This is a genomic window from Stenotrophomonas sp. Steno-C18 (genome assembly GCF_056393195.1).
The window spans coordinates 103,989-127,777 of sequence record NZ_JBWJOX010000008.1 but is presented as its reverse complement, the minus strand read 5'-3'; the positions used below and the strand labels follow the sequence as shown (position 1 = coordinate 127,777).

14 protein-coding genes are annotated in these 23,789 nt (G+C 68.0%); 5 read left to right on the top strand and 9 right to left on the bottom strand.

The annotated features are described in order from the left end of the window. Positions 1-3 precede the first annotated feature (3 nt). Together adhP and adh are read right to left on the bottom strand one after the other, a co-directional pair. Positions 4-1,032: an alcohol dehydrogenase AdhP gene (gene adhP, locus AC06FE_RS15885; protein ID WP_478073590.1), complete on the bottom strand. Its 1,029-nt coding sequence runs from the start codon at positions 1,030-1,032 to the stop codon at positions 4-6. Positions 1,033-1,135: 103 nt separating this feature from the next. Next, positions 1,136-2,665: an aldehyde dehydrogenase gene (adh, locus tag AC06FE_RS15880; protein ID WP_478073589.1), complete on the bottom strand. Its 1,530-nt coding sequence runs from the start codon at positions 2,663-2,665 to the stop codon at positions 1,136-1,138. 243 nt (positions 2,666-2,908) lie between these two features. Between adh and AC06FE_RS15875 the strand changes: the two genes are divergently transcribed. Then, on the top strand, positions 2,909-4,765 hold the full coding sequence (locus tag AC06FE_RS15875) for a sigma-54-dependent Fis family transcriptional regulator (protein ID WP_478073588.1): 1,857 nt from the start codon (positions 2,909-2,911) through the stop codon (positions 4,763-4,765). Between the two features lie 230 nt (positions 4,766-4,995). Here the strand turns inward: AC06FE_RS15875 and eda are convergent, their stop codons facing one another. Together eda and AC06FE_RS15865 are read right to left on the bottom strand one after the other, a co-directional pair. Beyond that, positions 4,996-5,634 (bottom strand): bifunctional 4-hydroxy-2-oxoglutarate aldolase/2-dehydro-3-deoxy-phosphogluconate aldolase, encoded by a 639-nt coding sequence (gene eda / locus AC06FE_RS15870; RefSeq protein ID WP_478073587.1) that lies wholly within the window; start codon positions 5,632-5,634, stop codon positions 4,996-4,998. Continuing rightward, positions 5,621-6,643, bottom strand: a complete 1,023-nt coding sequence (locus AC06FE_RS15865; protein ID WP_132864037.1) for a sugar kinase — start codon at positions 6,641-6,643, stop codon at positions 5,621-5,623. Before AC06FE_RS15865 ends, eda begins: the two co-directional genes overlap by 14 nt. Before the next feature lie 274 nt (positions 6,644-6,917). Here AC06FE_RS15865 and AC06FE_RS15860 point away from each other — a divergent pair, with 274 nt between their 5' ends. Next, a complete protein-coding gene (locus AC06FE_RS15860) occupies positions 6,918-9,665 on the top strand; it encodes a TonB-dependent receptor (RefSeq protein ID WP_478073586.1) in 2,748 nt (915 codons plus the stop codon). 139 nt (positions 9,666-9,804) lie between these two features. After that, positions 9,805-13,611 (top strand): LamG-like jellyroll fold domain-containing protein, encoded by a 3,807-nt coding sequence (locus AC06FE_RS15855; RefSeq protein ID WP_478073585.1) that lies wholly within the window; start codon positions 9,805-9,807, stop codon positions 13,609-13,611. Between the two features lie 188 nt (positions 13,612-13,799). On the opposite strand, the gene AC06FE_RS15850 is transcribed toward AC06FE_RS15855, so the two are convergent. From AC06FE_RS15850 to AC06FE_RS15830, 5 genes are all read right to left on the bottom strand, one after another. Continuing rightward, positions 13,800-14,675 (bottom strand): methylglyoxal synthase, encoded by an 876-nt coding sequence (locus AC06FE_RS15850; RefSeq protein WP_132864034.1) that lies wholly within the window; start codon positions 14,673-14,675, stop codon positions 13,800-13,802. A gap of 64 nt (positions 14,676-14,739) precedes the next feature. After that, on the bottom strand, positions 14,740-16,185 hold the full coding sequence (locus AC06FE_RS15845) for an FAD-dependent oxidoreductase (protein ID WP_313255770.1): 1,446 nt from the start codon (positions 16,183-16,185) through the stop codon (positions 14,740-14,742). 133 nt (positions 16,186-16,318) lie between these two features. Then, positions 16,319-20,773: a glutamate synthase large subunit gene (gene gltB, locus AC06FE_RS15840; protein ID WP_478073584.1), complete on the bottom strand. Its 4,455-nt coding sequence runs from the start codon at positions 20,771-20,773 to the stop codon at positions 16,319-16,321. A 320-nt stretch (positions 20,774-21,093) separates the two neighbouring features. Next, positions 21,094-21,483 (bottom strand): I78 family peptidase inhibitor, encoded by a 390-nt coding sequence (locus AC06FE_RS15835; protein WP_132864030.1) that lies wholly within the window; start codon positions 21,481-21,483, stop codon positions 21,094-21,096. Between the two features lie 76 nt (positions 21,484-21,559). Beyond that, a complete protein-coding gene (locus AC06FE_RS15830) occupies positions 21,560-21,883 on the bottom strand; it encodes a hypothetical protein (protein ID WP_313255766.1) in 324 nt (107 codons plus the stop codon). A gap of 273 nt (positions 21,884-22,156) precedes the next feature. On the opposite strand from AC06FE_RS15830, the gene AC06FE_RS15825 reads away from it, so the two are divergent. Together AC06FE_RS15825 and AC06FE_RS15820 are read left to right on the top strand one after the other, a co-directional pair. Further along, complete coding sequence (locus AC06FE_RS15825; RefSeq protein WP_478073583.1) at positions 22,157-23,269, top strand: saccharopine dehydrogenase family protein; 1,113 nt, start codon at positions 22,157-22,159, stop codon at positions 23,267-23,269. A 133-nt stretch (positions 23,270-23,402) separates the two neighbouring features. Further along, the gene (locus tag AC06FE_RS15820; RefSeq protein ID WP_132864026.1) at positions 23,403-23,789 is read left to right on the top strand and encodes a BlaI/MecI/CopY family transcriptional regulator; all 387 of its coding nucleotides are present in this window, start codon (positions 23,403-23,405) and stop codon (positions 23,787-23,789) included.

The following is a 23,789-nucleotide window of genomic DNA, read 5'->3' as shown; positions in this document are numbered from 1 at the left end:
CCATCAGGCGCTGAAATCCAACACCACGCGGCCTTCGATGGCACCGGCACGCATGCGCGCGAACACGTCGTTGATGTTTTCCAGCGTGTCGGTGCTGACCGTCGCGGCGACCTTGCCATCAGAGGCAAACTGCAGCGATTCCTGCAGGTCCAGGCGGGTGCCGACGATGGAGCCGCGCACGGTCACGCCGTTGAGCACCATGCCGAAGATGTTGAGCGGGAAGTCGCCCGGCGGCAGGCCGTTGAGCGATACCGTGCCGCCACGCCGGACCATGCCCAGCGCCTGCTCGAAGGCCTTCGGCGACACCGCCGTGACCAGCGCACCGTGGGCACCGCCGATCTCCTTCTTCAGGAACGCGGCCGGGTCGGTGGTGCGGGCGTTGACGGTGACGGTGGCACCCAGGCGCTTGGCCAGGGCCAGCTTGGCGTCGTCCACGTCCACCGCGGCCACGTTCAGGCCCATCGCCTTGGCGTATTGCACCGCCATGTGGCCCAGCCCGCCGACGCCGGAGATCACCACCCAGTTGCCGGGCTTGGTGTCGGTCATCTTCAGGCCCTTGTACACGGTGACGCCCGCGCACAGCACCGGGGCGATCTCGACGAAGCCGACGTTGGCCGGCAGGTGGCCGACGTAGCCGGCGTTGGCCAGCGCGTATTCGGCGAAGCCACCGTTGACCGAGTAGCCGGTGTTCTGCTGGCTCTCGCACAGGGTCTCCCAGCCGCCCATGCAGTGCTCGCAGTAGCCACAGGCCGAGTACAGCCACGGCACGCCGACGCGGTCGCCTTCCTTGACGTGGGTGACGCCGGCACCCACCGCCACCACGTGGCCGACGCCTTCATGGCCGGGGATGAAGGGCGGGTTCGGCTTGACCGGCCAGTCGCCCTCGGCGGCGTGCAGGTCGGTGTGGCAGACGCCACAGGCTTCGATCTTGACCAGGATGTCGCCCGCCGCCGGGCGCGGCACCGGTACTTCCTCGATGGCCAGCGGCTTGCCGAACTCGCGTACCACCGCTGCCTTCATCGTCTTGTCCATCATCGATCTCCATACCAAGGGGTAGCTGCAATCTGACGCCAACCCGGGGCCGGCGCATTGATCGTGATCACGCCCGGCACGTTGCCGTGCCGGGCGTGGGGGCTCAGAAGAAGCCGAGCTTCTTCGGCGAGTAGCTGACCAGCAGGTTCTTGGTCTGCTGGTAGTGGTCGAGCATCATCTTGTGGTTCTCGCGGCCGATGCCCGACTGCTTGTAGCCACCGAAGGCGGCGTGCGCCGGGTAGGCGTGGTAGCAGTTGGTCCACACCCGGCCGGCCTGGATGGCGCGGCCCATCCGGTACAGGCGCGAGGCATCGCGGCTCCACAGCCCGGCGCCGAGCCCGTACAGCGTGTCGTTGGCGATCTGCAGGGCCTCTTCCTCGGTCTTGAAGGTGGTCACCGAGACCACCGGCCCGAAGATCTCCTCCTGGAACACGCGCATGTCATTGCGGCCCTTGAACACGGTCGGCTTGACGTAGAAGCCGCCCTCCAGGTCGCCATGTAGCGCGTTCTGTTCGCCGCCGATCAGCACCTGCGCGCCTTCGGCCTTGCCGATCTCGATGTAGGACAGGATCTTGTCCAACTGCTCCTTCGAGGCCTGCGCGCCGACCATGGTGTTGGGGTCCAGCGGGTTGCCCTGGACGATCGCCGCCACGCGCGCCAACGCGCGTTCCATGAACTTCTCGTAGATCGACTCCTGGATCAGCGCGCGCGACGGACAGGTGCACACCTCGCCCTGGTTGAAGGCGAACATCACGAAGCCTTCCACCGCCTTGTCCAGGAAATCATCGTCCTCGGCCATCACGTCGGCGAAGAAGATGTTGGGCGACTTGCCGCCCAGCTCCAGCGTCACCGGGATCAGGTTCTGGCTGGCGTACTGCATGATCAACCGGCCGGTGCTGGTCTCGCCGGTGAAGGCGATCTTGGCGATGCGCGGGCTGCTGGCCAGCGGCTTGCCGGCCTCCAGGCCGAAGCCGTTGACGATGTTGAGCACGCCCGGCGGCAGCAGGTCGCCGATCACTTCCATCAGCACCAGGATCGAGGCCGGGGTCTGCTCGGCCGGCTTGAGCACCACGCAGTTGCCGGCGGCCAGTGCCGGGGCCAGCTTCCAGGCGGCCATCAGCAGCGGGAAGTTCCACGGGATGATCTGCCCGACCACGCCGAGCGGCTCGTGGAAGTGATAGGCCACGGTGTCCTCGTCTAGCTGCGACAGGCTGCCTTCCTGTGCGCGCAGGGCACCGGCGAAGTAGCGGAAGTGGTCGGCCATCAGCGGCACGTCGGCGTTGAGCGTCTCGCGGATCGGCTTGCCGTTGTCCCAGGTCTCGGCGTGGGCGATCAGCTCCAGGTTCTGCTCGATGCGGTCGGCGATGCGGTTGAGCAGGTTGGCGCGCTCGGTGCTGGAGGTCTTGCCCCAGGCGTCCTTGGCGGCATGCGCGGCGTCCAGTGCCAGTTCGATGTCCTCGGCGTTGGAGCGCGCCACCTGGGTGAACACCTTGCCGGTGACCGGGGTGATGTTGTCGAAGTACTGGCCGCTGCGCGGCGCCACCCATTGGCCGCCGATGTAGTTGCCATAGCGGGGCTTGAACAGCGACTGCGGGTCGGTGGCCATGGGCTTGGTGGACAGGACTGCGTTCATGCGTGCATCTCCGGGATCAGCAATGGGATGGACCGCGCGCGGCGGTGGTCCCTGCAAGGCGCAAGAGCAGTGCCAACTTCGCCGTGCTGCGTTGCCGCACGCGGCAAATGCCGCCGGGACGGCGCCGCGGGGCGGCCGGTGTTGCGCCGCATCAGCCCCGGACGTTGCAGTGGCCACGGCACTGTGCTGTTAATCGGAACAGGCAAACGGACACCTGTCGCAATCTGCGACACAGGAGTTTCCATGGCACAGCTACCGCAACACCGCGTGGGCAACGCCCGGCGTTCGTTCTTCGAGCGGGGCACCCTGCCCGTCGGCACCGTGCCCGATGCCATCCTGCAATCGTGGCGACGTTGCCAGCGCAGCGGCCTGGCGGTCGATGCGCAGCCGCAGCTGGAACCGCTGCCCGGTGCCAACCTGCGTGAACTGCGCGAGCGCCACGAGCGCCTGTGGCACCTGGCGCGGGCCGAGCTCGATGGCCTGGCCGCGCATGCCGCCAGCACCGACAGCATCGTGCTGCTCACCGACGAATCCGGTTGGATCCTCAATGCCGAGGGCAATGCCGGCTTCCTGGACAGGGCCGGCCGCGTCGCGTTGATGCCCGGCGTGTGCTGGAGCGAAGCGGCGGTGGGCACCAATGCCATCGGCACCGCCATCGTCGAAGGACGGGCCATCGAGGTGCGCGGCGGCGAGCACTTCTTCGCGCCGCACGGCATCCTCAGCTGTGCGGCCACGCCCATCCATGACCCGCATGGGCAACTGGTCGGCGTGCTGGATTTCACCGGACCGGCCAGCGTGCAGCAGATGCATGCGCTGGGCCTGGCGCGGTTGGCGGCCAATCGCATCGAGCACCGCTTCTTCGAGAACGGCATGGACAGCTGCGAGCTGCTGCGCCTGCACCATGACCGTGCGCTGCTGGGTACGGCCGGCGAAGCAGTGCTGGGCTTCCGCAACGGACGGTTGGTGGCGGCCAACGGCGTGGGCTTGCGCCTGTTCGGGCTGGAGCGTGGTGACATCGGCCGCGCCTCGTATGAGGCATTGTTCGATGCACCGCTGTCGCGCATGCGCGATGACGGCATGCTGCAGGACCGTAGTGGCCGCATCCTGCACGGCCAACTGGAGGCGTCGGCGGCGCGCGTGGCGCGTACGCAGGCGGTATCCGTGCCGGTGCCGCAGGCGCGCCCCGCCCTGCCCTTGCCGGCGGCCGGCACGGTATTCAGTGCGGCGCAGGAACAGCAGCTGGGGCGCGCCGGCCGTGTGCTGGAGGCCGGTCTGCCGGTGTTGCTGCAAGGCGAGACCGGCACCGGCAAGGAGGTTGCGGCGCGCGCGCTGCATGCGCGTGGCAGCCGTGCCGGCAAGCCGTTCGTCGCGGTGAACTGCGCGGCGCTGCCGGAAGGATTGATCGAGGCCGAGCTGTTCGGCTACGAGGAAGGCGCCTTCACCGGCGCGCGTCGCCAGGGCAGCCCGGGCCTGCTGCGCCAGGCACAGGGCGGCGTGTTGTTCCTGGACGAGATCGGCGACATGCCACTGGCCCTGCAGCCACGCCTGCTGCGGGTGCTGCAGGACCGCGAACTGTCACCGCTGGGGGGTGGCAAGCCGGTCAAGCTGGATTTCATGCTGGTCTGCGCAACGCATTGCGATCTGCAGCAGGCGATGGATGAAGGTCGTTTCCGTTCGGATCTGTACTACCGCATTGCCGACCACGTGATGCGCTTGCCGGCGTTGCGCGAGGAAGCGGACCGTACCGCGCTGGTGCAGGCGCTGTGGGCGCCGTTGGCGCAGCAGCGCACGTTGTCGGACCAGGCCCTGCAGAAGCTGGCGGCCTACCACTGGCCGGGCAACCTGCGGCAGCTGGTGGCCTGCCTGCGCACGCTGGTGGCGTTGAGCGAGCCGACCGCGGTGATCGCGGCGGAGGGCTTGCCGGAATATCTGCTTGTGGCGTCCCCACCTGCCGTCGTCCCGGCCGGCGACGGCAGCCTGCAGGAGATGACGCTGGAGGTGATGCGCCAGGCGCTGGCGGCGTGCGATGGCAATGTCAGCCAGGCGGCGAAGCGGCTGGGGGTGAATCGCAGTACGTTGTATCGGCGGTTGAAGCTTTAGGAGCCAGACCCCTCCCCGGCCCGTCCGGCCCTGCGGCACGGCCTCGGGCGTTCACCGGGTCGCACGCCCGTGGCGTGCACACGCCCCTCTTCACCCCCTTGGCGGCGCCAAAGGGAGGGGGCGGTCATGCGAGGTCTTGCAGATAGCAGCGATTGCCGCTTCTGCTCCCTCCCTTTGGCGCAGCCAAGGGGAGGGTTGGGGAGGGGTAAGCGCCCTGCCCCGTCTTCCAATCAGCCCGGCAACACCGACGCCTGTCGCGCCAACTGCTCGATGCCGGCCCAGTCACGTGCCTGCAACAGCTCACGTGTGGTCAGCCAGCTGCCGCCCACGCACAGCACGTTGGGCAGGTGCAGGAACTGCGCGGCGGTCTGCGCGCTGATGCCGCCGGTCGGGCAGAAGCGCACGTCGCCGAACGGGCCGTTCCAGGCCGAGAGCATGGCCGCACCACCGGCCTGCACCGCCGGGAAGAACTTGAACGTATCCAGGCCCTGCTCCAGCCCGCGCATCAGTTCCGAGGAGGTGGCCACGCCCGGCAGCAACGGCAGGTCGGTGTCGCGCGCGGCGGCATACAGCCGGTCGGTGGCGCCTGGCGATACCGCGAAGCGCCCGCCAACCGCCTTGACCTGTTCCATCTGCGCCGCGGTCAGCACCGTGCCGGCGCCCACCACCGCATCGGGCACCGCCTCGACCATCGCCTTGATCGCGTCCAGCGCGATGGGCGTGCGCAACGTCACCTCGATCACCGGCAGCCCGCCACGGAACAAGGCATGCGCCACCTGCACCGCATCGTCGACGTCCTCGGGGGTGAACACCGGGATCACCGGGGCCAGTTTGAGCACTGCGCGTACGCGCGGATCAGCGCCGGACATCGAATTTTCCTTCGCCCATCAGGGCCATCACGTCGGCCACGCCGACCGGGTTGAAATCTCCGGGGATCGAGTGCTTCAGGCAACCGGCCGCTAGGCCGAAGCGAAGGGTGGTGTCGGCGTCCAGGCCCTCGATCAACCCGTGCAGCACGCCGGCAGCGAACGCGTCGCCACCGCCGATGCGGTCAATGATATCGGTCAGCTCCTCGACCGGTGCGAGCGCGCGCGTGCCATCACGGCCGAGCAGCATCGCGCCGATCGAATGGTGGCCCACGCTGTGCGCGGTGCGCTGCGTGCAGGCCATGTACTGCAGCCGCGGGAAGGCGGCGAAGGCCATCGCCGCGGCCGCGTCCACGCGCGCCTGCGCGTCGGCCTGCGCGAACTCGCCGCCCAGCACCACGCCGATGTCACGGTAGTCGGCGAACACGATGTGCGCGCAGTCGAACAGGTCGCGCAGGATCGCCTTGGCGTCCCCGCCCCAACGTTCCCACAGCTTGGGCCGGAAGTTGCCGTCGAAGGAGACCTTGATGCCCAGTGCGCAGGCTGCGCGCGCGGCGTCCAGCGTGGCCTGCGCCGCCTCCGGCCCTAGTGCCGGGCTCACCCCGGACAGGTGCAGCCACTGCGCACCCTGCAGCAGCGCCGGCCAGTCGTAGCTGTCGGCGCGCGCGCTGGCGAAGGCCGAATCGGCGCGGTCGTACACCACTTCACTGGGACGGTGGCCGGCACCGGTGGTCAGGAAGTACAGGCCCATGCGGCCTTCGGCGCGGCGCACCCGGCCGGTGTCCACGCCGTGGCGGCGCAGCTCACCGGTGACCGCCGCACCGAGCGGGTTGTCGGCGACCACGCTGACCATGGCCACGTCATGGCCGAAGTGGGCCAGCGACACGCCGACATTGGCTTCGGCGCCACCGCAGTGCACCTCCAGGAAAGGGCTTTGCAGCAGCAGCTGGTGGCCGGGGGCGCCCAGCCGCAGCAGCAGCTCACCGAAACAGACAACGCGGGGGGAATTCATCGGGACTCCTGCTCATCGTCGAACCGGCGCGCATCATGGCACGGGAAATTGACTATCGGTGTCATTTCACCGTTTCTGTCCTCCTGTCCCGTCGCCGCAATGGGCGGGAATGTCCTTGGGACAAGGTATTACAAGGGTCTTGCGGCCTGTTGCAGTGCAAGATGCCCCACCTTCACGCAGCTGCTACTTTCCGTTTTGACTAGCGGTGTCATCCGCGCTCAGCAGTACATAACGATCAGCCGATTCGCATGTAGACCTTGGAGAGGGGAAGCACATGGATCCACGTAACGCATCAAAAAAGACACCGGTTACCTTGCTCGCGCTGGGCATCGGCCTGGCCCTGCAGGCCGGCTCCGCCGCCGCCCAGGACGCGGGTACCGCGGCGACCGAACTGGATGCGGTGACCGTCACCGGCTACCGCGCCAGCGTCGAGAAGGCCCTGGACATCAAGCGCGGCGAAACCGGCATGGTCGATGCCATCGTCGCCGAGGACATCGGCAAGTTCCCGGACAGCAACCTGGCCGAATCGCTGCAGCGCATCCCCGGCGTGGTGATCACCCGTGACGGCGGCGAAGGCCGCAACATCTCGGTGCGCGGCCTGGGCCCGGACTTCACCCGCGTGCGCATCAACGGCCTGGAAGCGCTGAGCACGGTCGGCAGCAGCGATGGCCAGGGCGGCACCAACCGCGGCCGCGGCTTCGACTTCAACGTGTTCGCCTCGGACCTGTTCTCGCAGCTGATCGCGCGCAAGACCGCCTCGGCCGACGTGGAAGAGGGCTCGCTGGGCGCCACCGTGGACCTGCGCACCGCGCGTCCGTTCGACTATGACGGCCTGACCATCGTCGGCAACGTGCAGGCCGGCTACAACGATGCCTCGCAGTCGGCAATGCCGCGCTTCGCCGGGCTGATCGCCAACAGCTGGGCCGACGGCAAGTTCGGTGCGCTGCTGTCGGTGGCGTATTCCGAGCGCGAGACGGTGGAAGAGGGCACCGGCACCGTGCGTTGGGCTGGTGGCACCACCAATGGTGGCTTCAACCCGGCCTCCGCGTTCAAGGATGCGCTGCGCTCGGACGTATACTCGCCGCGCTTCCCGCGCTACACGCTGATGGAGCATGACCAGAAGCGCCTGGGCGTGACCGGCGCGCTGCAGTTCAAGCCGTCCGACCGCACCACCTTCAGCCTGGATGCGCTGTACTCCAAGATCGACGCCAAGCGCGACGAGAAGTACATCGAGGCCAACGGCCTGAGCAAGTCCAGTGCCGATGGCAAGAAGGAAATCCTGGTCAACGACGGCGAAGTGCGCAACGGCGCGCTGGTCTACGCGCAGATGGACAACGTCGACATCCGCGCCGAGAACCGCCACGACGAGTGGAGCACCGAGTTCTACCAGGTCAGCCTGGACGGCGAGCACCGCCTGAGCGACAACTTCACGATCACCGGCAAGGTCGGCACCTCGCGTTCCAAGCACGAGAACCCGATCCAGGCCACGATCATGATGGACAAGCTCAACGTCCAGGGCTACAGCTACGACTACCGTGGCAACGCCAACAAGCCGGTGTTCAACTACGGCATCGATCCGACCGACCCGAACGGCTGGACGCTGTCCACCGTGCGCCTGCGCCAGAACTACGTTTCCAACGACTTCGACAACGGCCAGCTGGAATTCTCCTGGGCCATCGCGCCGTCGTTCACGCTGGAAGGCGGCATCCAGGCCAAGAATTTCCGCTTCGATTCGATCGAACGCCGCCGTGCCGCCACCGAGACCAACGTGCCGACCTTCAACGGCAGCAAGATCGTGCCGGCGGACATGACCGAGCAGGCCAGCCTGCAGGGCATGAGCGGCTCGCCGGGCAAGTGGGTGGTCCCCAACTTCGACGCCATCGTCAATGCCTACGGCATCCTCAACGGCACCGGCGACTACGCCCTGGTCGATTACGCGGCCAGCATGCGCAGCGTCACCGAGCAGGACCGCGGCGCCTGGCTGATGGGCACGTTCGGCTTCGACATCGGCTCGGTGCCGGTATCGGGCAACATCGGTGCCCGTTACGTGAAGACCAAGCAGAGCTCCACCGGCGTGGCCACCGCGAGCGGCACGCCGATCAGCACCACGGTCGGCCGCGAGTACAACGACTTCCTGCCGTCGCTGAACCTGGTGGCGGAGATCACCCCGGACTTCCTGGTTCGCTTCGGCGCGGCCAAGGTGATGTCGCGTCCGGGCCTGGGCAGCCTGACCCCCGGCGTGACGGTCAATGTCAGCGGCAGTGCCCGCACGGTGAGCGGCGGTAACCCGATGCTCGACCCGATCCGTGCCAAGACCGCCGACCTGGGCTTCGAGTGGTACTTCAACGCCGGTGCGATGCTGGGCGTGGCGGTGTTCTACAAGGACATCGAGAGCTTCATCCAGAACACCCGCGAAAGCCGCATCTATTCGCAGAGCGGCCTGCCGGCCAACCTGCTCGATGGCACCACCGCCAGCGTCACCGACGAGTTCGTGTTCACCGTGCCGATCAACACCCCGGGCGGTGACCTGACCGGCGTGGAGTTCAACTACACCCAGCCGTTCACCTTCCTGCCGGGCAAGTGGTCGAACCTGGGCATGCAGCTCAACTACACCTACGTCGAATCCAAGATCCAGTACCTGACCAGCTCCGGCGCCGCGGCGCAGAAGACCGACCTCACCGGCCTGTCGAAGAACGCGTGGAATGCCACGCTGTTCTACGAAGGCGAGCGCTGGTCCGGGCGTGTCTCGGCCACCAACCGTGACGACTACCTGATCCAGGTACCGGGCACCGAGGCCGGCTTCAATAGCGCTGCCCAAGGCGTGCACGGCCAGAGCGGCACCACCTTCCTCGATGCCTCGATCCGTTACCGCATCAGCGACCAGCTGGAGCTCAGCCTGGAAGGCGCCAACCTGACCAACGAGGCACAGGAGTCGTGGGTGTCCAACCCGTCGGTGTCGCTGCCGCTGGAGTACAGCGAGACCGGGCGCCAGTACACGCTGGGCCTGCGCTACAAGTTCTGATGCTGCAAACCCGCCCCGGTGCAAGGCCGGGGCGGAGCAATGATGGTGCGACGCAGGATGTGAAGACGCGTTGGCGTCGCTAACTTGGCCCCCCGCATGCGGAACCGTTCCGCCGCTGCATGCTTCCAAGAGACGCCCGATGTCCCCACGCTCCATTGTTTCCGTACTGCCCCCGTTGCTCCTGGCTTCCGCGCTGCTTGCTGCTCTCCCGGTGGCAGCGCGGGCTTCTTCGCCGGGCATGCTGTTCCGCGTATCGGCCGACAACGGTTTCGTCGCCGACAGCGCCCAGGGCGACCCGGTACCGAACTTCCAGGACAAGGTGAGCCTGGTCGATGACGGCGCGCACGGACGCGCCATCCAATGGCAGGACGACGGCGTGCTGTCCTGGAACGCGCCGGGCAACATCCAGGCCGCGCGCGGCACCTTGTCGTTCTTCTGGCGCGCACGCTACGCGGTGGGTGAGGCGCCGTTCGTAATCTTCCGCGTCGGCTACGCCGACCACAGCAGCTGGGACATGGCCTGGCTGCGCATCGACTGGAACGGGCAGGGCTTCGACGCCTTCGTCACCGACGCCAACCTGGCGCGTACCCGCGTCTCGTTCAAGCTCGACCACATCCCCCGTCCCGAGCAGTGGCAGCACATCGCCTTCGGCTGGGACGAGGACCATGGCGTGCGGCTGTTCGTGGATGGCCGCGAAGTGGCGCGCGCCGAAACCACCGGCGACTATGATGCGGCGCTGGACCAGTTCGGCCTGGCCGGGCGGGTGATGGCGCCCTACCAGGTACAGAGTCGCTACAACTTCCTGCGCGGCAGCGACGTCGACGAGATCCGCGTCTACGACCGCCTGCTCGATGCCACCGCCGTCGCTGCATTGGCCCGCAATGCCGAGCCGCGCATCGCCGGGGAGGGGACCGGCTCGCAACGCGCGTGGTGGCACCGCCACGGCTGGGATGGCGCGCCACCGCCGTTGCTGTCCACGCCGGTGACCACGGTCCGCAAGATCGAGTTCGCCGACGTCAAGGACAAGCAGCAGTGGATGTGGAAGGGCACCGACGGCATCGCCGAGACCACCTGGCCCGGCGTCTACAACCGCTCGCGCCTGCCCGGACGCAATGACTATTTCCAGCTGCCGGACTGGAACACCTACGTCGAAGGCGGGCAGCGGCTGGACCTGACCGTGCCCGAAGGCGAACGCATCAACCGCGTGGAGATCCGCGGCGCGGCGTTCGGCACGCTGGCCGGCACCGCCGGCACCCTGTTCACCCGCCCCAAGGGCGTGGTGCGCAGCGTTGACGGTTTCGCCGAGCAGCGCGGCGGGGTGCTGCACTTCAGCAACGTGGCGCAGGAGACGCCGATCCAGGAACTCTGGGGCTACCACGTCAGTGATGCAGCCGAGCCGGAAGGCACGGTCAAGCAGCGCTACCTGATCGACAGCAGCGTGCTGCCGGACTACACCAACATCGCCACCCTGCGCGACTACATCGACGGCCGCTTCGCCGCCGATGAGCGCAGCACGGTGATGGCGTTGCCCAAAGGGGCGGGCGCACGCAAGCGTGGCGCGGACACGTTGCCATCCGCGCCGGCACCGATCGTGCACGTGCTGATCACCTCCGGGGTGGGCGATGCGCCGGCGGCGCAGCCGCTGATCCGCAGCTGGGCCTACAGCTGGGAGAACATGCACGATGGCCTGGATGGCGTGGCCATCGACATTCCCGCGCTCGACCTGCCGGCCACGCATGACGGTCCGGACGGGAAGGTCATCCCGCTCAACATCCGCATCAAGGACCCGATCTGGCCGGCGCGCGACATGATCGACGTCTCGGTGTCGGTGAAGCCGGGCCAGGCACGCACACTGTGGCTGGACCTGCGCGACCGCATCCTGACCGCCGACAGCCTGTGGCTGTCGATCGCCTCGGCCGCACCGGGCTTCAACGCCACCTCGCTGGACGGGGCCGAAGTGCGCCTGGTGTTCAAGCAGCGCAGCGAAGCGCTCAAGGAGCACGTCGCCGACCGCTTCAACCAGGTGCGCGACAACTGGGGCTTCCTGGTCGAGGAGCACACCACCTCCAAGCGGCAGCGCCTGTACGCGCGCGTCTACGCCGACCTCAGTGACCTGCTGCGGGTGGACCCGGACCACGCGCTCGGCCGCCTGTACTGGAACTACATCAGCTACAACAGCCAGGGCAAGCCACCGTTCACCGCGCCGCAAGCGCCGAAGGGCGTGCCGGCGTGGGCGTTCAACCAGCTCGAGGACCTCAAGCACGTGCGCCGTTTCGTCGACTGGTGGATCGACGAACGGCAGGTGGCATACGGCGATTTCGGCGGTGGCATCTCCGACGATTCCGACCTGACCCAGCAGTGGCCGGGGCTGGCCCTGATGGGCGTGCAGCCGGACAAGCTCAACGCCTCGCTGACCGCGTTGTCCGACGCGGTGTACCGCAACGGCATGTTCTCCCACGGGCTGAGCACGATCGAGACCGACGAGCTGCATGCCTACGAGGAGGGCATCAACACCAACAGCGCGATGCTGTACCTCAACTGGGGCGACCCGCTCACCGTCGAGCGCCTGATGGAGACGGTGAAGGCCTTCGATGAGCGCATCATCCTGCCCAATCCGCAGGGCCACCTGCTGTTCTCCAGCAACTGGTACGGCGGCAACAAGGTCTACCGCGAGCAGAACTGGCAGTGGCAGAAGCCGTACTCGTTCCCGGCGCTGCACCCGGCGTTCCTGGTCGGCGAGTACAACGCCGACCCGACCGGTCGCAAGCTGGTCACCGGCCTGGCCGACAGCTACCTGGCCCATGCCTACACCGACGACAAGGGACGCTGGGCCTTGCCCAACGAAATCCACTGGGCGACCGGCAAGACCCGCGGCGGCGAGTTGAACCAGGGCTCGGGCAGCGGCGATGTCATGCACCTGTTCTGGGCGGCCTGGCGCTGGAGCGGCGATGACCGCTATCTCAAGGGGCTGGACTACCGCGTGGCGCGCGGCGGTCCGGGTGTGCTGTCCAACCTCGGCGAGAACTACATCGACGTGCTCGGCCGCCAGCAGGACTGGGGCAAGCAACTGCTGGCCGAGGCCGACAAGGGGGCCGGCGGCTTTGCCAACATCACCGCCTGGCAGCTGACCGGCGACATGAAGTACCTGCAGCAGCTGCACGCCGATGGCATCCAGGCCAAGGCGCAGCGCGAGTACATGAACACCGAAGGCCACTGGTGGAGTGATCGCGTGGAAGCACCCAGCGAGTTCCTGCAGCGCGTGCGCCTGGGCGGCATCGCGCTCAAGCGCAACCAGAGCTGGCCGGGCCACACGCTGAGCTGGTCGTTCGCGCAGCCCGACGGCGCGGAGCAGGTGGCGCTGGCGGTGCATGCGCCGTCGCGTGAGGCGTTCAAGGTGATTGCCTACAACGTGAGCGCCACGCCGCAGGATGCGACGTTGACCGGTTGGAACATCGCGCCGGGCACCTGGCGGGTCCGCAGTGGCGTGGATCGTGACGGGGACGGCGTCATCGATGGCACCGCACAGGTGCGCGAGGTGCTGCTGGAGAAAAGCGTCGGCACTGGCCTGCGGTTCCTGCCGAAGCAGACCCAGGTGTTCGAATTCACCCTGGTCACGCCGGGCGAGCCGGTGGAGACGCGTGCGGACCTGGGCATCGGCCGCGGCGACCTGCGCGTGGAAGGCGAGCGCGTGCTGTTGACCGTGCACAGCCTGGGCCACGTGGCCACGCGTGCCGGGCATGCGCTGCTGGAGGATGCGCGCGGGCGTGAAGTGGCGCGGGTGGCGATTCCGGCCTTGGAGGCACCGCGGGACCTGGTGCCGCGCACCGTGCAGGTGGCGTTGCCGTTGCCGGCCGGTTTCAACCATAGCGGCGCGCGGGTGCGGGTGATGCAGGACGGGCAGGGCAGTGAAGTGACGCTGCGTAACAACAGTTTGCTGCTGAACTGAGGAGAATCGCGAAGAGCACCCCTCCCCAACCCTCCCCTTGCCGATGGCAAAGGGAGGGGGCAAGAGCAGGCTTTATCGCGAACTGACAGCACTAAGCAGAACCGCCCTCCCTTTGCCGCAGGCAAGGGGAGGGCTGGGGAAGGGGCGTTTGAAGGGGCTTCAGCGAGAAGCCCGGCCCGTCGGGACGCTCACCCCCGCCAGCGCCGCAACACCGCGGCCTGCGCCCAACGCGCGGCGATGTTCGGCGCGGTGATGCACACCGCTTCATCAGTCACGGTGGTCACCGCACGCTCCAGCAACTGGATGTCGGCCTCATGCTGGCGCGCCACGTGCGGGTCCTCGAAGAAGATCGCGCGTTGGCAGCGGTGCTCCAGCACGCGGTCGGCGATCTGTGCATCACCGCCGAGCGGACCGCTCTGGAAACGCTGCACCCATTCCTTCTCGCGCGGCCAGCCGCGGCTCCACGCCATCTCGTTCAAGCGCTGGCCGGTGGTGCCGGTACCCACGCGCTCGGCGAACTGCGAGAGCACGTCGAAGTGCTCGGCGGCGAAGGCCAGCATCTGCGGCTTGCGCGCGTCGTGCGCGATCAACGCCAGGCACTGGTTGCCGAAGTCATTGAGGTCGTCCGCGCCGGGGTCCGGTGCCAGGCCGGCGTGGATGCGCTCCATCTCGATCCAGTCACGCGCGGTGGCCACCGTCGAGATGAACGGCTTGCCGTGGATCACGCACTGGCGCTTGAGCGCGATGGCCTCGGGAAAGATCGAGGACGGGTCCACCGGATCAATGAAGTAGATCGCGCCATCGAGCGTGCGCTCCGGCGAGCCCATGCCGACGACTTCGGCGACCAGCTTCATCAACCCGCCCTCGCGGCCATACGGGTAGCGGTGCAGGGCAGGGTAGTCGGCCAGCGGGCCAGCGCCGACGATGGCGTCATGGGTGCGGCCCACCGCATGCAGTTCCAGGCCCAGTTCGCGGATGCCGCCCTCGCAGGCACGCAGCCAACGGAACAGCGCCGCGTCAGTGCTTTCATGGTGCAGTCGGTTGGCGGCCAGGCCGATACGCATGACGGGAAACATCCGGAAGGGAGACGCCGCTAGTGTACGGCGTGCTCCGTTACCGCGAAGCGGCTCAGGCCTGCAGCAGCGTGACGATGCTTTCGGCGGCGTCGCGGCCTTCGGCCACCGCGGTCACCACCAGGTCCGCACCGCGTACCGCATCGCCGCCGGCGAACAGCTTGGGGTTGTGGGTCTGGTAGGGCAGGCGGCCGGCACCCCCGGCTATGATGCGGCCATTGCCGGTGGCTTCCACGCCCTGCGAACCCAGCCACTCGGGCAAGGTCGGCGAGAAGCCGAACGCAATGATCACCACGTCCGCTTCCAGCAGCGATTCACTGCCCTCGATCGGCTCGGCGTTGCGGCGGCCATTGGCATCGGGTGCGCCCAGTTGCGTCTCGACCACGGTCACGCCGATCACTTCGTCGTCGGCACCGGCTTCGATGGCGAGCGGTTGGCGGTTGAACAGGAAGCGCACGCCTTCCTCGCGCGCATTGGCCACTTCGCGCGCCGAGCCCGGCATGTTGGCCTCGTCGCGGCGGTAGGCACAGGTGACGCGCGCCGCGCCCAGGCGGATCGCGCTGCGCACGCAGTCCATGCCGGTGTCGCCGCCGCCGAGCACCACCACGCGCTTGCCGTTGAGGTCGGGCAGGGCGATCTGGTCCTCCCAGCCGGCGATGGGCCGGCCGTGCGGATCGTTGCCGCCGACGATGCGGCTGTTCTGCACCAGGAACGGCAGCGCCGGCAGCACGTTCTTCAGGTCCTGGCCGATCAGCCCGCCGTCGGTGTAGCGGTACGCACCGGTGCCGAGGAACACCGCGTCATAGTCGGCCTGCAGTTGATCGACGGTGATGTCGCGGCCGATCTCCACGCCCAGCCGGAATTCCACGCCCATGCCTTCGAGGATCTCGCGGCGGCGGCCGATCACGCTCTTGTCGAGCTTGAAGCTGGGGATGCCGAACTGCAGCAGGCCACCGATCTGTTCATAGCGGTCGAACACCACCGCCTGGATGCCGGCACGCGCCAGGCGGTCGGCGCAGGCCAGCCCGGCCGGGCCGGCGCCGACGATGGCCACGCGCTTGCCGGTGGGCTGCACCGCGTGCAGGTCAGGCTTCCAGCCGGTGGCCAGCGCGGTATCGACGATGTACTTCTCCACCGCGCCGATGGTGACCGCGCCGAATTCCTCCAGCGTGCAGCTGCCTTCGCACAGGCGGTCCTGCGGGCAGACGCGGCCGCACACTTCGGGCAGCGGGTTGGTCGAATGGCACAGTGTCGCCGCTTCGTGGATGCGGTCTTCCTGCACCAGCTGCAGCCACTGCGGGATGGCGTTGTGCACCGGGCACTTCCAGCTGCAGTACGGGTTGCCGCAATCCAGGCAACGGCCGGCCTGGTACTGCGCGTCGGCCTTGTCGAACTTGCCGTACAACTCGCCCCAATCGCCGGACGTGCGCAGTTCCACCGGGATGCGCTGCGGCATGGTGCGGGGGAGGTCGAGGAACTGGAAGGCTTGCTTGCGGCTCATGGGAACTCATTGCGTCTGGGAGGCTCCCTTCTCCCGCGTGCGGCAGAAGGTGCCCCGAAGGGGCGGATGAGGGAGGCTTTCAAAGCGCCCTCACCCCGGCCCTCTCCCGTAGACGGGAGAGGGGGACAGTGCATCAGGCAGCGTTGCGCAGCGCGGCAGCCAGCGATTCGATGCTGGCCGCCTTTGGCTTCACCAGCCAGAACTTGCCGACGTAGTCGCGGAACTCGTCCAGGATCTGTTGCGCCCAGATGCTGCCGGTCATCTCGCGATGACGGCCGATCAGGGTGTGCAGGTGCTGGCGGTAGCTTTCGAAGCCCTCGGCCGAGATGCGGTGGATGTCGATCAGCTCGTGGTTGTACCGGTCCACGAAATCGCGGTCGATATCCAGCACGTAGGCCAGGCCACCGGTGAAGCCGGCACCGAAGTTCAGACCGACCTTGCCGAGCACCGCGACGATGCCGTCGGTCATGTACTCGCAGCAGTGGTCGCCGGCGCCTTCGATCACCGCCAGCGCGCCGGAGTTGCGCACACCGAAGCGCTCGCCGGCGCGGCCGGCGGCAAACAACTCGCCGCCGGTGGCGCCGTACAGGCAGGTGTTGCCGATGATGGCGGTGTTGCGGGCCTCGAAGCGCGCACCGCGCGGCGGGCGCACCACCAGCCGGCCGCCGGCCATGCCCTTGCCGACGTAGTCGTTGGCCTCGCCTTCCACTTCCAGGTTCAGGCCATCGACGTTGAACGCGCCCAGGCTCTGCCCGGCGGTGCCGCGGAAGCGCAGGTTCAGCGGTGCCTCGGCCATGCCGTGGTTGCCATGCGCGCGGGCGATGGCGCCGGCCAGGCGCGTGCCCACCGAGCGGTCGGTGTTGTGGATCAGGAAGCGATGCTCGCCGCCGCGCTTGTGCGCGATGGCGTCGGCCAGCAGGTCGTCCATCTGCGTGGCCAGGCTGTCCGGTGACTGGTACAGGCGCTGCGCGGCGCAATGCGAACCCGGGTACTGCACCGGTGCGAGCAGGCGCGACAGGTCGACCTTGACGCCTTCGCGCGGCGAGACCTCCAGCTGTTCCAGCAGGTCGGTGCGGCCGACGATCTCGTCCAGCGAACGCGCGCCCAGCAGCGCCAGCCACTCGCGCACTTCCTCGGCCAGCAGCCGGAAGAAGTTCTCCACGCGCTCGGGCAGGCCGGTGAAGTAGCCCTCGCGCAGGCGCTCGTCCTGCGTGGCCACGCCGGTGGCGCAGTTGTTGAGGTGGCAGATGCGCAGGTACTTGCAGCCCAGCACGATCATCGGGCCGGTGCCGAAGCCGAAGCTGTCGGCGCCGAGCAGCGCGGCCTTGATCACGTCCAGGCCGGTCTTCAGGCCGCCATCGGTCTGCAGGATGGTGCGGCCACGCAGGTCGTTGCCGATCAATGCCTGGTGCGACTCGGCCAGGCCCAGTTCCCACGGCACGCCGGCATAGCGGATCGAGCTGATCGGCGAGGCACCGGTGCCGCCGTCATGGCCGGACACGGTGATCAGGTCGGCGCCGGCCTTGACCACCCCGGCGGCAATCGTGCCGACGCCGGCGTGCGAGACCAGCTTCACCGACACCAGCGCATCCGGGTTGACCTGCTTGAGGTCGTAGATCAGCTGCGCCAGGTCTTCGATGGAGTAGATGTCGTGATGCGGTGGCGGCGAGATCAAACCGATGCCCGGCTTGGCGTAACGCAGGCGCGCGATCAGCTCGTTGACCTTGTGGCCGGGCAGCTGGCCGCCTTCGCCGGGCTTGGCGCCCTGGGCGACCTTGATCTGCAGCACCTCGGCGTTGACCAGATATTCGGCGGTGACGCCGAAGCGGCCCGAGGCCACCTGCTTGATCTTGGAACGCTTCTCGGTGCCGTAACGCACCGGGTCCTCGCCGCCTTCGCCGGAGTTGGAGCGGCCGCCGAGGCGGTTCATCGCGATGGCCAGCGCCTCATGCGCTTCCGGCGACAGCGCACCCAGCGAAATGGCGGCGGTGTCGAAGCGCTTGAACAGCGCTTCGGCCGGTTCCACTTCCTCCAGCGGCACCGGCGTGGCCGCCGGCTTGAGCTGCAACAGGTCGCGCAGTGCCGAGGTCGGGCGCGAATGCACCGCGTCCATGTACTTGCGCCAGTCCTCGGCCTTGCCGGTGCGCGCGGCGCGCTGCAGGGTCAGCACCACGTCCGGGTTGTACATGTGGTATTCGCCGCCATGCACGTACTTGAGCAGGCCGCCCACTTCGGCCGGCGCCAGCTCGTTCCACGCACGCGCGGTGAGTTCACGCGCCTCGGTATCCAGCCGCGCCAGGTTGACGCCGCCGATGCGCGCGGTGGCATCCGGGAAGCACAGCTGCACAACATCCGGATCAAGGCCGATGATCTCGAACAATTGCGCGCCGCGGTAACTGGCCACGGTGCAGATGCCCATCTTGGAGATGATCTTGCTCAGGCCCTTGTAGATGCCCTTGCGATAACTGCGGCCGATCTGCGAAACCTCACCGCCCTTCTTCAGCTGCAGGATGCCGCGCCGGCCCATGTCGAACAGCGTCTGGTAGGCCAGGTACGGGTACACCGCGGTGGCACCGTAGCCAAGCAGGCAGGCCATGTGGTGCGCGTCGCGCGCGGTGCCGGTCTCCACGATCAGGTTGACGTCGCAGCGCAGGCCCACCCTGGACAGGTGGTGGTGCACCGCGCTGGTGGCCAGCAACGCATGCACCATCGGGCGGTCCGGCACCGGGTAGCGGTCGGACAGCAGCAGCACCACGATGCCGTCGCGCGCGGCCTGCTCGCACTGCGCGCAGATCCGCTCGATGCCGGCCTTGATGCCTTCCTCGACGCTGTAGGACAGGTCGATCAACCGGTTGCGATCGACGTACTGCGGCATCTTCACCAGCTGGCGCAGCTTGCGCTGGCTGAGCACCGGCGAGTTCAGGATGACGTGGTTCACCGTCTCCGGGCCGGCATGGAAGATGTTGGTCTCCTTGCCCAGCTGGGTGCTCAAGGACATCGCGCAGTCTTCGCGCAGCGGGTCGATCGGCGGGTTGGTGACCTGCGCGAAGGCCTGGCGGAAGTAGTCGTACAACGGGCGCGTATTGCGGCTGAGTACGGCGATGGGCGTGTCATCGCCCATCGAGCCGGTGGCTTCCTGGCCGGTCTCGGCCAACGGGCGCAGCACCTGCTCCACTTCCTCGGACGTGAGCTGGAACAGCTTGTGGTAGCTGCGCAGGGTCGGCTCGTCGAACGGCTCCTCGGCCAGCGACGGGTCGATCAGCTCGGTCTGCAGGTAGGTCACGCCCTGGTGCAGCCACTGCTTGTAGGGCGCGCGCGCACGGTTGATGCGGTCGATCGCGTCGGAGTCGAGCAGGTCGCCGCGCTTGAGGTCGATGGCCATCATCTGGCCCGGTCCCAGCTTGCCCTTGCGCACCACGCGCTCGGTGGGCACTTCCCACACGCCGGCTTCGGAGGCGACCAGGAAGTGGCGGTCGGAGGTCAGCATCCAGCGCGCCGGGCGCAGGCCATTGCGGTCCAGCGTGCAGGCCGCATAGCGGCCATCGCAGGCGACGATGCCGGCCGGGCCGTCCCACGGTTCGGTGTTGAGCCCGTAGAACTCGTAGAACGCGGCCAGGTCGGGGTCCTTGAACTCCAGCGACTGGGTCGCCGGTGGCACCAGGATACGCAGGGCCTGGATCAGCTCCATGCCACCGGCGACCATCAGCTCGAGCATGTTGTCCATGCTCTGCGAGTCCGAGCCGTGCATCGAGATCACCGGGTCGAACTGGGCGATGTCGAACTTCGGGGTCTTCCACACCTTGCTGCGCGCCTGCGCCCAGTGGCGGTTGCCCTCGATGGTGTTGATCTCGCCGTTGTGGGCGAGCATGCGGAACGGGTGCGCCAGCGGCCAGCGCGGCATCGTGTTGGTGGAGAAGCGCTGGTGGAACACCACCACGCTGGCGGCCAGTTCGTGGCGCTGCAGGTCCGGGTAGAAGCTGCTCAGCTTGTCCGGCAGCACCATGCCTTTGTAACTGATGGCATCGGCGCTGAGCGTGGTGACGTAGTAGTCGGCCACCTCGCGCAGCTGCTGCTCGCTGCGGCGGCGCGCCAGGAACAGCGCGAGCGCGAACAGCTCGGCGCCCTGGCTGGCATCGGCGTCGACGAACACCTGCTCGATCTTCGGCAGCGTATCGCGGGCCAGTTCACCGCAGACGCTGGCATCGGTGGGTACCTCGCGCCAGCCACGCGGGTGGCAGCCGGCGCTGCGCAGTTGGGCATCCAGTTCGTCGCGACAGCGCTGCGCGGCGTCGGCGTCGTGCGGCAGGAACACCACGCCGGCGGCGAAGTTCGGGCCGATGCGGAGGCCGGCTTCCTCGGCCAGCTGGCGCAGGAACACCGTGGGCTTGCGCAGCAGCAGGCCGCAGCCGTCGCCGGTGAGCCCGTCGGCGGCCACGCCGCCGCGGTGGGTCATGCGCGAGAGCGCGGCGATGGCGGTGTCGACCAACAGGCGGGACGGCTGGTCATCGAGCTGGGCGACCATGCCGAAACCACAGGCGTCGCGTTCGTCTTGCGGGTCGTAAAGCCCTTGCGGGGTACCGGCGGCCATCTGTGCCTCGTAGCGATGTCAGGTGAGCGGCGACACTTCCGCCCGCTCGCCAAGCACGCCATGCACACGGGGGTGAGGCGCGCCGCACGTACTGCAATCGCTCGGCTTGTCTGGGGAAAGGCTGGAGGTGGTCGCCGTCACGGCGTTCGTTACCAGCGCAGGCGCCCTCGCGCTCACCCAGTGCACACGATGTGCTCTTCCTGGAGCGCACCTGAAGGTCACCGGATGCGATCGACTAGATCACACATGTTGCGACGCCGCAATACATCGTTGCTTGCGCAACCAAAGCCTTGCAGGACAAGGCTTTGGCGGTTTCCTGTTCAGCCGCAGCGGACGCCGCTGATGACGCCCTTGTCATCCACTTCGATGTTCAGGCGTTCGCCGATGAACTCCATGGTGATGGGCTGGTTGGGCTTGAGCAGGCGGACATCGTTGGCGCCGGCGTCTTCCTTGGCCTGCGCCTGCATGGCGTCGGAATAGGTCTGGCCGACCAGACCCTGCACCTGACTGGCGTCGCAGCTGCCCGGCGGCGGCGGGGTGGGATCGGCATCGGCGGCAGCGGCCTGGGCGGCCTGCTGGGCCTGGTCCAGGACCTGGTCCTGCTCCTCCGGGGGTGGGCCCTTGCAGGCGCCCAACAGCAACACGAGTGCGGTGGTGGCAATCAGGGCGGCGGGGCGGCGCAGGGCGCGCGGCGTCGACGGGAATTGCATCGGTACTCCAGAGCATGTGAAGACGGAGCAAGCATATCGCTTGCATCCGTACCTGTGCCGCTTCCGGTGAATGGATTCAGCCGCAGCGCAGTGCGGTGATGTTGTTGGTGCGGCCGACTTCGATGGTCAGGTGGTCGCCGCCGCTGCTGGCCGGTGCCGGTTCGGAGGCGGTGGTGGTGCCATCGGAACCCCGCACCACGCTGACGTGCAGGCTGTCGCTGTCCACCCGCGCGCGCTCCACCGTGCCGGGGCCGGCGGCCAGGCCAACCGCGCCGCGCACCATGTCGGTGTGGCATTGGCCCGAGATGACGCCGTCGATGGGTTGCACCTGGGTGACCTGTGCGGTGCTGCAGGCGGCGCAGGCCAAGGAGAGACCAGCCAGAAGAACAATGCGGTGCATGGCGCGCTCGGCTTCGATGGGGGAGGTCCAGCCTGCGATGGCGGGGGTAAGCAGCGGGTGAAAGGGGGCGGTTCCCGGGCAGGAGCGCCCCCTGCCCAGCCTATGGCAATGGCAGGGAGCGGATCATGGCTCCCGGTCCGTATCCGCAAGCCGACGCATTGGCTCCCTCCCTTTGCCAGCGGCAAGGGGAGGGCCGGGGAGGGGTGCCTTCGGCGACAAACCCAACGTCCACTTCCCGGATAATCCCCGCATCCAACCTCGCAGGACGTCTTGATGCAGCAGGAAAGCTGTCGTGTTCTGGTCCTCGGCGGGTACGGCCACTTCGGTGCACGCATCGTGCGTGCGCTGGCCACCACGCCGGGCATCACCGTCATCGCCGCTGGCCGCAATCCCGCGCAGGCCCCGGCCAACCTGCCGGGGGTGGATCTGTCGCGTATCGAGCTTTGCCGGTTGGATACCGCCGATCCTGCATTTGCCGACCAACTGGCCGCCACCGGCGCGCAGCTGGTGATCCACACCGCCGGGCCATTCCAGGGACAGGGCTATGACGTTGCGCTCGCGTGCCTGCAGGCCGGCATGCATTACATCGATCTTGCCGACGGGCGGGAATTCGTCCGTGATTTCGCCTTGAAGGTGGATGCGCCGGCACGCGCCGCCGGCCGTAGTGCGATCAGCGGCGCCAGCACGCTGCCGGCGCTGTCCAGTGCGGTGGTCGATGCGCTGGCACCGCAGTTCGAGCGGCTGCAGGGCATCGACATGGTCATTGCGCCCGCCCAGGCCACGCCGTTGGGCATGGCCACCGTGCGCGCGGTGCTGTCGTACTGCGGCAAGCCGTTCGATTGCTGGATCGATGGCCGCTGGCAGCCGGTGATCGGTTGGGCCGATCCGCAGCCGGTGCGCTTCGCCCAGATCGCATCGCGCCTGGCCGCGGCCTGCGACGTGCCCGACCACGACCTGCTGGTGCAGCGCTATCCGGGCGTGCTGACGGTGCGCTTCCGCGCCGCGCTGGAGTTGCCGTTCCTGTCGCGCTGCCTGGCCGGCATCGCCTGGCTGCGTCGTTGCGGGTTGCCACTGCCGATGGAGGCCATGGCCGGCGTCTTCGCCCGTGCAGGACGCTGGTTCGACCGCTTCGGCACCGACCTGGGCGGCATGCGCGTGACCCTGCGCGGGCTGCGCGGCGGTGTTACCCACACCGCGCATTGGGACCTGACTGCGCCGATGCTGCACGGCCCGGAGATCCCGACCTTCGCCGCGGTGCTGCTGGCGCGCCGCTTCGCCCGCGGCGAGCCTCTGCCAACCGGCGCCCACGCCTGCGTCGGCCTGCTCACCCTGGCCGAATTCGAAAGCGAGTTCGTGCGCTGGCAGATCGAAAGCGCAGCCTCCTGAACCGGCGGAGCTTATGCCGGCCCCGGTTTGGCTGAAGCGTTCATGTGGCCGTGCGGCAGGGTGCCGACCGGGCTATTGACTACATTTGTAGTCAGGCCTACCGTGGCGACACGTGTAGTCACCGGAGCGGGCCATGCGCCGCAAGACCATCGGGGACCAGGAACTGGCCCTGCTGCAGTACATCGGAGAGAACGAACCCACCAGTGTCGGTGAGGTCGCCACGGCGTTCGGCGAGGCGCGCGGGTTGGCCCGCTCGACCGTGCTGACCATGATGGAGCGGCTGCGCACCAAGGGGTACCTGCAGCGCGCCCAGCAGGACGGCGTGTACCGCTACCACACCACCGCCGAGCAGCAGGACGTGGTCAACAGCGCGGTCGGCAGCTTCGTGGAGAAGACCCTGCAGGGGTCGATCTCGCCGTTCGTGGCGTGGATGTCGGAAAAGGCCGCCGTCAGCGACAACGAGCTGGCCGAACTGGAAGCGCTGGTCAGCAAGCTGCAGTCGCAGCGCCGGGAGGATTGA